Here is an 11,937-nt window from a genome sequence, read left to right on the forward strand (position 1 = left end):
CCGGGCGACCCGGGCGAGACGCGCGGGGCATGCGGAACCGGGAGTATCAGGTGTGGCGTCCTCTGGCGGGGTGGCCGGCCGTTCGCGAGAATGCTGCGTCCGTTGCCGCCCGGCGAGCCGTACGAAGCCGACGCGAACGTCACGGAGCCACCCATGACGCACTCCGCACCACAGCAGCACCCGGCGCCCGCACCCCCGCCGCAGTACCTCAAGGGGATCAACTCCAGACTTCTCCCCGGCACCGCGGTCCCCCCGCTGCTGCCCCCCGCCGTCCGCGCCGACGCCCGCGGCGTCCGCGAAGCGGAGGTGCCCCCCGCCGCCCCGCACGCCCAGTACGGCTCCCTCGCCGACATCCCCTTCGACAACGCCGCCCACGCCCCCGGCGAGCCCGCCCTCGCCCGCCCCCGCGCCGACGGGACCTGGGCCGACGTCACCGCCGCCGAGTTCGCCGAGCACGTCCTCGCCGTCGCCAAGGGCCTCATCGTCTCCGGGCTGCGCCCCGGCGACCGGCTCGCGATCATGTCGCGTACGACGTACGAGTGGACCCTGCTGGACTTCGCCGCCTGGGCCGCGGGACTCATCACCGTCCCCGTCTACCCCACGTCCTCCGCCATCCAGGCCCGCCACATCCTGCACGACTCCGGCGCCCTCGCCTGCGCCGTGGAGAGCGTCGAGCAGGCCCGCCTCATCAGCGGCCGGCGCCAGGACCTGCCGCACCTCGCCCACCTCTGGCAGCTCGACACCGGCATCCTCGGCCAACTCGCCGCCGCCGGCCGCGACGTCCCCGACACCCTCGTCCGCCAGCGCCGCGCCGGCCTCGGCCCGGCCAGCGTCGCCACCGTCATCTACACCTCCGGCACCACCGGCCTGCCCAAGGGCTGCGTCCTCACCCACGGCAACTTCCTCGCCGAGGTCGACAACGCGATCGAGCTGCTCTACCCCCTCTTCACCGCCGTCAGCGAAGACCCTCCCGCCACCCTCCTCTTCCTCCCCCTCTCCCACGTCCTCGGCCGCATGACCGCCATCGGCTGCCTCCGCGCCCGCGTCAAGCTCGGCCACGCGCCCAGCATCAAGACCGAAGACCTGCTGCGCGACCTCGCCGCCTTCCGCCCGACGTTCTTCGTCGGCATCCCGTACGTCCTCGAAAAGGTCTACAACACCGGCCGCGCGACCGCCGAAGGCATCGGCCGCGCCGCCTCGTTCGACCGCGCCGCGAAGGTCGCCGTCCGCTACGCCGAGGCCCTGGAGGCCGAGCTGCACGGCGAGGGCCCGGGCCCAGGAGCGCGCCTCAGGGCGCTGCGCAAGCTCTACGACGCGCTCGTCTACCGCCGCATCCGGGCCGCGCTCGGCGGCCGCGTCAAGTACGCGATCTGCGGCGGCTCCCCGCTCGGCCGCCGCCTCGCCGCCTTCTACGCGGGCGCCGACGTCATGGTCTTCGAGGGGTACGGGCTCACCGAGACCACCGCCGCCGCCACCGTCACCCCGCCGCTGAAACCCCGCTTCGGCACCGTCGGCTGGCCGCTGCCGGGCACCGCGATACGGATCGCGCCCGACGGCGAGGTGCTGGTCCGCGGCGGCCACCTGTTCTCCGGCTACTGGGACGCCGAGGCCGGCGTCACCCGGCTCGACACCGACGACGGCTGGTTCGCCACCGGCGACCTCGGCGAACTGGACGCCGACGGCTATCTGACGATCACCGGCCGCAAGAAGGACCTCATCGTCACCGCCTCCGGCAAGAACCTCGCGCCCGCGCCGCTGGAGGACCGGCTGCGGGCGCATCCGCTGGTCAGCCAGTGCCTCGTCGTCGGCGACGACCGCCCGTACGTCGCGGCGCTCCTCACCCTCGACCCCGAGGGACTGCAGCACTGGCGGATGATGCGCAAGCGCAGTTACGTCCCGGTCACGGAGCTGGTACGCGACCCGCTGCTCCGCGCCGACCTCCAGCGGGCGGTCGACGGGGCGAACGAGCTTGTCTCGCGCGCGGAGTCGATCCGCCGGTTCGCGGTGCTGCCGGCGGACTTCACGGAGGAGGCCGGGTACGTGACGCCGTCGATGAAGCTGAAGCGGGCGGCGATCGTACGGGACTTCGGGCACGTCATCGACGAGCTGTACGGGGCCGAAGGCTGACCGGGAACGGCCCCCGGGCTCCGGCGGCTTGTGGGACGCGGGCGCCCCCTACCCCCGGTCCGCGTCCGCCAGCAACCTCCGCAGCGACGCCCGCGCCGGCGGGCCCCACGTCGCCTTGCCGCCCTTACGGCCCCGCACGCCCGCCTCCCCGACGAGCAGCCCGACCAGGGCCCGCATCACCGCGACGCCGCGGGCGCGGCGCAGCGTCGCCGCGTCGACGGCCGATCCGTACGCGGTGTGGAAGCGCTCCGCGGCGGCGGCGTCGGGGAGCAGGAGCCACGCGGCGGCGAGGTCGAGGGCGGGGTCGCCGGCGCACAGGTCGCCGAAGTCGACGACGCCGCACAGGGTGCCGTCGGCGGTGAGGACGTTCGCGGGGTGCAGGTCGCCGTGCTGCCACAGCGCCGGGCCGCTCCATACGGGCGCGGCGACGGCGTCGTCCCAGACGGCCCGTACGGCATCCGCGTCCGCGACGAGCCCGAGGCCGGCCGCCTCGGCGAGTTGCTGCTCGAACCACCCGGCCGCGTCGGACAGCGGCCCGCCGCGGCCCCGCCCGGTGGGGGCGCCGCCGGGGGCGGGCCGGTGCAGCGCGGTCAGGAACGCGGCGAGGGCGTCGGCGGCGGCCGGGCCGCGGGTGACCGGGGCGCGGTCGGCGGGGGTGCCGGGCACCCAGGTGGTGACGATCCAGGGGCGCCGGAAGCGCTCGGAGGGCTCGCCGATGCGCTGCGGTACGGGCACGGGCAGCGGCAGGTACGGGGCCAGCTCGGGGAGCCAGGCGTGCTCCTTGCGCAGCAGCTCGTCGGCGGACTCCGTGGCCCACGGGAGGCGTACGGCGAGGTCGTCGCCGAGCCGCCAGAGCTGGTTGTCCCAGCCGCGGGCGCCGAGGGTGAGGGGGCGGTCGGCGAGGTCGGGGTGCTGCTCGCGGAGCAGCTCGCGGATCAGGCCCGCGGTGATCTCGGGGCCGGTGCCGGCGTCGGAGGCGGGCCCGGCCGCGGCGTCGTCTCCCGCCGCGGCGCCGTCTCCCGCCGCGGCGTCGTCTCCCGCCGCGGCGCCGTCCCCGGCCCCGGTCCCGCGCTCGGCCTCGTTCCCGGCCGCGCGCCCGGCCCCGCTCCCGGCCGCGCGCCCGGACACGGCCGCGCCACCGGCTCCCGCCGCCTGCCCCGTACCGCCTGCCGCGCCCGTCTCGTGTCCGGGCCCCGCGCCCGTCTCCGCGTCGCTCATACGACGCCACCGTATCCGCCCCCACCGGCATCCGGGCATGAGAAAACCCCCGCCAGGAGGACGGGGGTTCCTCAGGTCAGCCTGGGGCTAGCGTCACGACGGGGAGACGTTAGCCGCCTGCGGACCCTTCGGGCCCTGCTGCACGTCGAAGGTCACCTGCTGGTTCTCCTCGAGCGAGCGGAAGCCTTGGGCGTTGATAGCGGTGTAGTGGACGAAGACATCGGGACCGCCGCCGTCCTGGGCGATGAAGCCGAAGCCCTTTTCAGCGTTGAACCACTTGACGGTTCCGGTAGCCATGAGCCCTCCTTGGGCCAAAGGGTCGCCCTGCCCCAGAGCCTCGAAGAAGCCTGAAAACGACACATGCCCGCGGCGTCAGAATCTCCGCAGGCACGGTACTGCAAGGAAACCAAACTGCAACTTGCGGTTGAGCCTAGCACGCGCGAGCCCGCCCCGGTAGGGAAAAGATCACCCTCCGGTGAGCCCCCGTACCCGCGTGCGGTCGGGCTGCGGTTAGCCTCGGAGCCGTGACAGCACCACCTCCCGACGCAGGAGCTCGGCGCCGGCCACGAGTCGGCCACATCCAGTTCCTGAACTGCGTCCCCCTCTACTGGGGCCTCGCCCGTACGGGCACCCTGCTCGACCTGGAGCTTTCGAAGGACACCCCGGAACGGCTCAGCGAGCAGCTCATCGACGGGGAGCTGGACATCGCTCCCGTCACCCTCGTGGAGTACCTGCGACACGCCGACGAGCTGGTCGCCCTGTCCGACATCGCCGTGGGCTGCGACGGGCCCGTGATGTCCTGCGTGATCGTCTCGCAGCGGCCGCTGGGGGATCTGGACCGGGAGCGCGTGGCGCTCGGTTCCACCTCCCGCACCTCCGTGCGCCTGGCCGAGCTTCTGATCGGCGAGCAGTACGGCATCACGCCGGACTACTACTCGTGCCCGCCCGACCTCTCCCTGATGATGCGCGAGGCGCAGGCCGGCGTGCTCATCGGGGACGCCGCGCTGCGCGCGTCGCTGCACGACGCCCCGCGGCTCGGGCTGCACGTGCACGACCTCGGGCAGATGTGGAAGGAGTGGACCGGGCTGCCGTTCGTCTTCGCCGTGTGGGCCGTACGCCGCGACTTCCTGGCCCGCGAGCCCGAGCTGGTGGCGAACGTGCACCGGGCGTTCCTCGACTCCCGCGACCTGTCGCTGGCCGAGGTCGACAAGGTGGCGGAGCAGGCGGCGCGGTGGGAGTCGTTCGACCCGCCGCTGCTGGAACGGTACTTCCGCACGCTGGACTTCAGGCTGGGCGCCGAGCAGTTGGAGGGCATCGACGAGTTCGCCAGCCGCGCGGGATTCCCGGACGAGGCGCGGGTGCGGCTGCTGCCGGCGGCGGCTGGCGCCTAGGCTGGGGCGGCCACAGGGGGGTATGCGAGGGACCGTAGGAGAGGCGGGGCCGGGGGGAGTTCATGCAGCCAGTTCAGAGCGGTGATCCCGAGGCCGTCGGGCCGTACCGGGTGCTGGGCAGGCTCGGCTCCGGCGGCATGGGCCGGGTCTTCCTGGGCCGCAGCCCGGGCGGCGCCACCGTGGCCGTCAAGGTCGTCCACCCGCACTTCGCGCACGACGACGAGTTCCGTACCCGCTTCCGCCGCGAGGTCGAGGCCGCCCGCCGCGTCGGCGGCGCCTGGACCGCGCCCGTGCTCGACGCCGGGCCCGACGACGACGTGCCGTGGGTCGCCACCGGGTACGTCGCCGGGCCCAGCCTCAGCGACGCGGTCGCCGAGCACGGGCCGCTGCCCGAGGAGACCCTGCGCCCCATGGGCGCCGGGCTCGCCGAGGCGCTGGCGGCGGTGCACGGGCTCGGGCTCGTACACCGGGACGTCAAGCCCTCCAACGTCCTGCTGACCCTCGACGGCCCCCGGCTCATCGACTTCGGCATCGCCCGCGCCACCGACGGCACCGCCTCGCTGACCGCCTCCGGCGCCTCGGTCGGCTCGCCCGGCTACATGTCGCCCGAGCAGATCCTCGGCTGGCCCGTCACCGGCGCGGGCGACGTCTTCAGCCTCGGCGCCGTGCTGGTCTTCGCGGCCACCGGACGGTCGCCCTTCCCGGGCGACAGCGCGCCGACGCTGCTGTACCTGGTGGTGCACGAGGAGCCGCAACTGCACGGCCTCACCGGCGAACTGGGGGAGCTGGCCCTCGCGTGCCTGTCGAAGGACCCCGCGGGGCGGCCGGAGCCGGCGGAGCTGGTGAACCGGCTGACGGCGGGCGGCGCGGCGGCGCACCTCGTACGGCCCGGATGGCTGCCGCCGCCGGTCACGGAGCAGATCAGCCGGCGTGCCGTGGAGCTGCTGGCGATGGAGGCGCAGCCGGCGGCGGCGCCGGAGCGGCGGGACGACGGGCTGCCGTCGGGTCCCGTGCCGCTGCAGCCGGCGGAGTACGGGCCGGGGGCGTTCGGGCCGCCGCCGGTACTGGACGGCACGGCGGCCGGGGCCGGGTCCGGGGCGCAGGACGCGCCGGCGGGGGCGACGCCGCCGGGCGGGGTCGGTGCCGGGGCCGCGGGCGCCGCGCTCGGCGCCGCCGCGGCGACGGCGCCCGAGCGGCGTGCGGAAGTCGGCCTGCGCTCGCGCCGGTTCAGTTGCACCCTGGTGCTCTCCGTCGCCGGCGCCCTCGCGGCGCTGGTGCTCGGCCTGTTCCTCGTACCCGGACTGCTGGACGACGACGGCGCCGACCGCCCGCAGGCCCAGAACCCCACCGGTGGCAACTCCGCGGGCAACGGCAACGGCAACGACAACGACAGAGGCAACGAGGACGGCGGAGGCGGCAGCGGCGGCGCGGCCACCGACAGCCCGTCACCCGATCCGACGGAGGGCGTCGACGGCGTCCCGGAGCGGTTCCTCGGCACCTGGAACGGCGAGGTCCTCCAGGACAACGGCGTCCCGAACGGCCGCGTCACCGTCGAGATCGAGGAGGGCGGGAAGGGCGAGTACGTCGCGTACTTCGACTACTCCCTCTACGACGTCGCGCACTGCTACAGCCGCGCCAGGCTCACCGCCGCCACCGGCGAAACCCTCGTCCTGCGCGAGGAGGACGACCCGTCGAGGAAGAACAGCGAGGGCGTGTGCGCCCCCGGCACTTCCGAGGTGACGCTGATGCACAAGGGCGGCGCGACGCTGGAGTACCGCTCCGACGCCGAAGCCTCCGGCAACCCGCGCGCCACGCTGCGGAAGGACGGCGGCTGACGGCGGCGCCCGCCCCTGCGCCGGAGCGGGTGACCTGCTCCGCGTAGGCTGGGTCCGCTCGTACGCACCACTCGCGGAAGGGGCCGGTCACCGTGACCACCGATCTGCAGGCAGTCCTGGACCGCGCCGCCGCGGGCGGCCGCGTCACCCCCGGCGAGGCCCTCGACCTGTACCGCTCCGCCCCGCTGCACGCGCTGGGCGCCGCCGCCGACGCCGTACGCCGCCGGCGTTACGCCGGGACCGAGCACATCGCGACGTACATCATCGAGCGGAACATCAACTACACCAACGTCTGCGTGACGGCCTGCAAGTTCTGCGCCTTCTACGCCCCGCCCACCGCCAAGGACAAGGGCTGGATCCGCGGCCTGGACGACATCCTGCGCCGCTGCGAGGAGACCGTGCAGCTCGGCGGCACGCAGATCATGTTCCAGGGCGGCCACCACCCCGACTTCGGCGTGGAGTACTACGAAGAGCATTTCTCCGCGATCAAGAAGGCGTACCCGCAGCTCGTCATCCACTCCCTCGGCGCCTCCGAGGTCGAGCACATGGCGCGCATCTCCGGCACCACCGCGGAGGACGCCATCCGCCGCATCCACGCCGCCGGGCTCGACTCCTTCGCCGGCGCCGGCGCCGAACTGCTGCCGACCCGGCCGCGGCGGGCCATCGCGCCGCTGAAGGAGAGCGGCGAGCGCTGGCTGGAGATCATGGAGACGGCGCACGGTCTTGGCGTGGAGTCGACGTCCACGATGCTGATGGGCACGGGCGAGACGAACGCGGAGCGGATCGAGCACCTGCGGATGATCCGGGACGTACAGGACCGCACCGGCGGGTTCCGGGCTTTCATCCCGTACACCTACCAGCCGGAGAACAACAAGCTGAAGGGCCGCACCCAGGCCACCACGCTGGAGTACCTGCGGATGATCGCCATCGCGCGGATCTTCCTCGACAACGTGGCGCACATCCAGGGCTCCTGGCTGACCACCGGCAAGGACGTCGGCCAGTTGACGCTGCACTACGGCGCGGACGACCTCGGCTCGGTGATGCTGGAGGAGAACGTGGTGTCCTCCGCCGGGGCGCGGCACCGCTCGAACCTGCGCGAGATCATCGAGATGATCCGCGGCGCCGACCGGGTGCCGGCGCAGCGTGCGACGACATACGAGCATCTCGTGGTGCACGACGACCCGGCGGACGACCCCGTGGACGACCGCGTCGTCTCGCACCTGTCGTCCACCGCCCTCGACGGGGGTACGGCGCACCCGGAACTGACGCTGGTGGAGGCCGACCGGTGACGCGCGCGACCCTGGAGAAGCAGCCCCACGAGGTGGCGGCGATGTTCGACGACGTCGCCGCGAACTACGACCTCACCAACGACGTCCTCTCCCTCGGCCAGGCGCGGCTGTGGCGCAAGGCGGTCGCCCGCGCGGTCGACGCGCGGCCGGGGCAGCGGGTGCTGGACCTGGCGGCGGGTACGGGCACGTCGTCGCTGCCGTTCACGGCGGCGGGCGCGTACGTGGTGCCGTGCGACTTCTCGCTGGGCATGCTGCGCGAGGGCAAGCGGCGCCACCCGCGGCTGCCGCTGACGGCCGGGGACGCGACGCGGCTGCCGTTCGCGGACGGGGTGTTCGACGCGGTGACGATCTCCTTCGGGCTGCGCAACGTCCAGGAGACGGCCGCGGCCCTGCGCGAGATGCGGCGGGTGACGAGGCCGGGCGGCCGGCTGGTGATCTGCGAGTTCTCGCACCCGACGTGGGCGCCGTTCCGGACGGTCTACACGGAGTACCTGATGCGCGCGCTGCCGCCGATCGCGGAGCGGGTGAGCAGCAGCCCGGACGCGTACGTCTACCTCGCGGAGTCCATCCGCGCCTGGCCGGACCAGCCCGCGCTGGCCGCAGAACTCGGCGCCGCCGGCTGGACCCGCCCCGCATGGCGCAACCTCACCGGCGGCATCGTCGCCCTCCACCGCGCGTACGCCCCGAGCTGAGCCAGCCGGGTCCCGGGCACGGGCGGGGTGGACGTGAGGGTGTCGGGGGCGGCACTTAGAATGCGGGGACCGACCCGCGTTCCCTGGGAGCCGCCGTGACCGACGCTTCTGAGTCCACCCGCACTGCCGATGTGATCGTCGTCGGGGCCGGGCCGGCCGGCTCGACGACCGCGTACTACCTCGCGAAGGCGGGGCTCGACGTCCTGCTCCTGGAGAAGACGGCGTTCCCCCGCGAGAAGGTCTGCGGCGACGGGCTCACCCCGAGGGCGACGAAGCAGCTCCTCGCCATGGGCATCGACGTCTCGGAAGGGGCCGGCTGGCTGCGGAACAAGGGCCTGCGGATCATCGCCGGGGGCAACAGGCTGCAGCTCGACTGGCCGGAGCTGGCCGCGTACCCGGACTACGGGCTGGTGCGCAAGCGCGACGACTTCGACCAGCAGCTCGCCCAGCAGGCGCAGAAGGCCGGCGCCCGGCTGTACGAGCGGTGCAACGTCGGCCAGCCGGTCATCGACGAGCGCACGGGCCGGATCACCGGCGTGCACGCCAAGCTCGGCGAGGAGAAGACTCCCGTCACCTTCCACGCCCCGCTGGTCATCGCCGCCGACGGCAACTCCTCGCGGCTCTCCCTGGCCATGGGCCTGCACCGCAACGAGAAGCGCCCGATGGGCGTGGCCGTGCGGACGTACTTCACCTCCCCGCGGCACGAGGACGACTATCTGGAGTCCTGGCTGGAGCTGTGGGACAAGCGCGGCCCCGAGGACCGGCTGCTGCCCGGGTACGGCTGGGTGTTCGGCATGGGCGACGGCACGTCCAACGTCGGCCTCGGGATCCTCAACTCCTCGTCCGCCTTCAAGGAGCTGGACTGGCGGGACGTGCTCAAGGCGTGGTGCTCCTCGATGCCGGAGGAGTGGGGCTACACCCCGGACAACATGACGGGCCCCATCCGCGGCGCCGCCCTGCCGATGGCCTTCAACCGCCAGCCGCACTACGACCGCGGCCTGCTCCTCGTCGGCGACGCCGGCGGCATGGTCAACCCGTTCAACGGCGAGGGCATCGCGTACGCGATGGAGTCAGGACAGATCGTCGCCGACGTCGTCGTCCAGGCCCAGGGCCGCTCGACGCCCGCCCAGCGCGAGCTGGCCCTGCAGCGCTACCCGAAGGTCCTCAAGGACACCTACGGCGGCTACTACCAGCTCGGCCGCGCCTTCGTCCGCCTCATCGGCAATCCGAAGGTCATGAAGCTCGCCACCGAGCGCGGCCTCACCCACCCGGTCCTGATGCGCTTCACCCTCAAGCTGCTGGCGAACCTCACGGACCCCCAGGGCGGCGACGCCATGGACCGCATCATCAACGGCCTGACGAAGGTCGCCCCGCGAGCTTGAGAATTCGCGCACACGCGCCTGGGACGCATACGCGAGAGCCCCCGCCGGCAGTCCGGCGGGGGCTCTCGCGTGCGTGTGCGCGGGTGTGCGGGAGGCTCAGAGGACCCGCACGGCCGATGTGGGCATGTAGTACGACATCTCCTGGATGACCACGCCCTTCGACGGGTTGGCCGCGTCCAGGTACTTGCCGTCGCCGATGTAGACGGCCACGTGGTACGCCGAGCCGGTGCCGCCCCAGAAGACCAGGTCGCCGGGCTGGACGTCGGAGACCGCGACCGGGGTGCCGACCGTGGACTGCTCCGCGGCGGTGCGGGGGAGCTCCACTCCGACGGTGCGGAACGCGGCCTGGGTCAGCCCCGAGCAGTCGTACGACGACGGGCCGGTGGCGCCGAGCACGTACGCCTTGCCGACCTGGGCGTTGAGGAAGTCCAGCACCGTGCCGACGCTGCCCGAAGCGGCCGGGGCCGCCGCGGGGGTCTCAGCGGTGGGGGCGTCCGAGGAGGCCGAGGCCGCGGCCAGTTCCTCGCGCTCCGCCGCGCGGGCCGCTGCACGCTCCCTGGCGCGCTCCTCGGCGGCCGCGCGGGCCTCCGCCTCCTTCTTGGCCTTCGCGGCCGCCTTGCGGGCGTCCTCGGCGGCCTCCTGCGCGTTCGTGCGCAGTTCGAGGCGCAGGGCCGCGGTCTGGGTGGCGTCGGCGCTCTGCTCGACGCCGGTGGTGAGGGCCGTGCTCACGTCCACGGTGGGGAGTGCGGCGGTCGACTCCGTGGCCGTCGAACCGGTGGTCCTGCTGGTGTCTGCGAGGGCGGGAGCGGACGCCGCCGTCGCGACCATCGTGCCGAGGGCGCCACCGGCGACTCCGGTGCGGACGACCCACGCGGGGGCCTGCCGGCGCCGGGGCTTCCGGTGGCTGGGTATGTGCGGTTTACGGGACATGAACACCAGCGCTATCAGGGGGAAGGACCGCGTTTCAACAGTCGTGGGATGCGCCACACTTGGCTGCCCGTCCTGTGAAATGGGTCATTTGGGCGGTCTGTTCCCCGAGCGTTCACCGGCGGCCGGCCTTCCCGGCGTCGTTACCCGCCTGATACGCAAGGGATTTGGCCCGCCCGCCGAACGTTGCCGGACGGTTATCACTTCTGCCGCCGCAAACCAAGCAAGGGCGGTTGCTTCGCCACTCGTACTGTGGTCCACATCACTCGGATCCGTTTCCCTGCCCGTACTCCCCGCGGAGCCCCTTGTGCGTGTGCGCGTACGTGCCGGGACACCCGAATAACAATTGAGCGCGACGGCGCTCGAATTCGCCTCCGGCCGCGCCACGGTGAAATCGCCCGCCTCCCGAACCCCACCGCCCCCACCGCGCTGACCTGCGGCCGGCCGCAGGTGGCGGAGATCCGGTGATCGTTCCGTCGCACCGCGCAGCCTGCTCCGCGGGCATTCGGCCGTCCGATCGATCACCGGGTGGTTAAGATCACAAAGCCGTAGGGGACCCCCGTGTCACAGATCACAGAGCGATGGGCATAAGATGCCCATCAGTAGGGCTTGTGAACTGCCTCACATGTGAGCGATCTTGGTGGGGCGGGAACGCGAGTCCGGTGTGGACTTGCAGGCAGTCATCGTCGACTGGAGAGGAGCGGGGCCAGCGGTGAACGTATACACGCCGATCCTCGTGCTCGGAGCCATTGCGGCGGCCTTCGCGGTGTTCTCCGTGGTCGCGGCGGCGCTGGTGGGTCCGAAGCGCTACAACCGGGCCAAGCTCGAGGCCTACGAGTGCGGCATCGAGCCGACGCCGATGCCCCCCGGTGGGGGTCGCTTCCCGGTCAAGTACTACCTGACGGCGATGTTGTTCATCATCTTCGACATCGAGATCGTCTTCCTCTACCCCTGGGCCGTCTCGTTCGACGCCCTGGGGATCTTTGGGCTCGTGGAGATGCTGCTCTTCGTGCTCACCGTCTTCGTCGCGTACGCCTACGTGTGGCGGCGCGGCGGACTGGAATGGGACTAGGGGG

10 protein-coding genes are annotated in these 11,937 nt (G+C 73.0%); 7 read left to right on the forward strand and 3 right to left on the reverse strand.

What is annotated here, in order from left to right:
* Positions 1-153: 153 nt before the first annotated feature.
* A complete protein-coding gene (locus OG946_RS21740; protein ID WP_326797723.1) occupies positions 154-2,127 on the forward strand; it encodes an AMP-dependent synthetase/ligase in 1,974 nt (657 codons plus the stop codon).
* 48 nt (positions 2,128-2,175) lie between these two features.
* On the opposite strand, the gene OG946_RS21745 is transcribed toward OG946_RS21740, so the two are convergent.
* Together OG946_RS21745 and OG946_RS21750 are read right to left on the reverse strand one after the other, a co-directional pair.
* A complete protein-coding gene (locus tag OG946_RS21745; RefSeq protein ID WP_326800329.1) occupies positions 2,176-3,078 on the reverse strand; it encodes a phosphotransferase in 903 nt (300 codons plus the stop codon).
* 360 nt (positions 3,079-3,438) lie between these two features.
* Positions 3,439-3,642 carry a cold-shock protein gene (locus OG946_RS21750; protein ID WP_018840208.1) on the reverse strand — a complete coding sequence of 68 codons (204 nt, stop codon included), beginning with the start codon at positions 3,640-3,642 and terminating at the stop codon, positions 3,439-3,441.
* Positions 3,643-3,869: 227 nt separating this feature from the next.
* On the opposite strand from OG946_RS21750, the gene OG946_RS21755 reads away from it, so the two are divergent.
* The 5 genes from OG946_RS21755 (at position 3,870) to OG946_RS21775 (ending at position 9,934) form a co-directional block, all read left to right on the forward strand.
* Complete coding sequence (locus OG946_RS21755; RefSeq protein ID WP_326797724.1) at positions 3,870-4,736, forward strand: menaquinone biosynthetic enzyme MqnA/MqnD family protein; 867 nt, start codon at positions 3,870-3,872, stop codon at positions 4,734-4,736.
* Between the two features lie 62 nt (positions 4,737-4,798).
* Positions 4,799-6,571 (forward strand): serine/threonine-protein kinase, encoded by a 1,773-nt coding sequence (locus OG946_RS21760; RefSeq protein WP_326797725.1) that lies wholly within the window; start codon positions 4,799-4,801, stop codon positions 6,569-6,571.
* 92 nt (positions 6,572-6,663) lie between these two features.
* On the forward strand, positions 6,664-7,860 hold the full coding sequence (gene mqnC, locus OG946_RS21765) for a cyclic dehypoxanthinyl futalosine synthase (protein WP_326797726.1): 1,197 nt from the start codon (positions 6,664-6,666) through the stop codon (positions 7,858-7,860).
* A complete protein-coding gene (locus tag OG946_RS21770; protein ID WP_326797727.1) occupies positions 7,857-8,552 on the forward strand; it encodes a demethylmenaquinone methyltransferase in 696 nt (231 codons plus the stop codon). The genes mqnC and OG946_RS21770 overlap by 4 nt, the downstream gene beginning before the upstream one ends.
* Positions 8,553-8,647: 95 nt before the next feature.
* The gene (locus OG946_RS21775; protein WP_326797728.1) at positions 8,648-9,934 is read left to right on the forward strand and encodes a geranylgeranyl reductase family protein; all 1,287 of its coding nucleotides are present in this window, start codon (positions 8,648-8,650) and stop codon (positions 9,932-9,934) included.
* 96 nt (positions 9,935-10,030) lie between these two features.
* Here OG946_RS21775 and OG946_RS21780 read toward each other — a convergent pair whose 3' ends face one another.
* The gene (locus OG946_RS21780) at positions 10,031-10,762 is read right to left on the reverse strand and encodes a C40 family peptidase (RefSeq protein WP_326800330.1); all 732 of its coding nucleotides are present in this window, start codon (positions 10,760-10,762) and stop codon (positions 10,031-10,033) included.
* Between the two features lie 811 nt (positions 10,763-11,573).
* On the opposite strand from OG946_RS21780, the gene OG946_RS21785 reads away from it, so the two are divergent.
* A complete protein-coding gene (locus tag OG946_RS21785; protein WP_018840719.1) occupies positions 11,574-11,933 on the forward strand; it encodes an NADH-quinone oxidoreductase subunit A in 360 nt (119 codons plus the stop codon).
* The last annotated feature ends 4 nt before the right edge of the window (positions 11,934-11,937 follow it).

The sequence above is a fragment of the Streptomyces sp. NBC_01808 genome (assembly GCF_035917395.1).
GTDB lineage: Bacteria > Actinomycetota > Actinomycetes > Streptomycetales > Streptomycetaceae > Streptomyces.

Bases quoted from the DNA above. Each gene is read 5' to 3' on its own strand.
- OG946_RS21740 (WP_326797723.1), top strand. From the start codon at position 154: ATGACGCACTCCGCACCACAGCAGCACCCGGCGCCCGCACCCCCGCCG.
- OG946_RS21750 (WP_018840208.1), bottom strand. From the start codon at position 3,642: ATGGCTACCGGAACCGTCAAGTGGTTCAACGCTGAAAAGGGCTTCGGC.
- OG946_RS21760 (WP_326797725.1), top strand. From the start codon at position 4,799: ATGCAGCCAGTTCAGAGCGGTGATCCCGAGGCCGTCGGGCCGTACCGG.
- OG946_RS21780 (WP_326800330.1), bottom strand. From the start codon at position 10,762: ATGGTCGCGACGGCGGCGTCCGCTCCCGCCCTCGCAGACACCAGCAGG.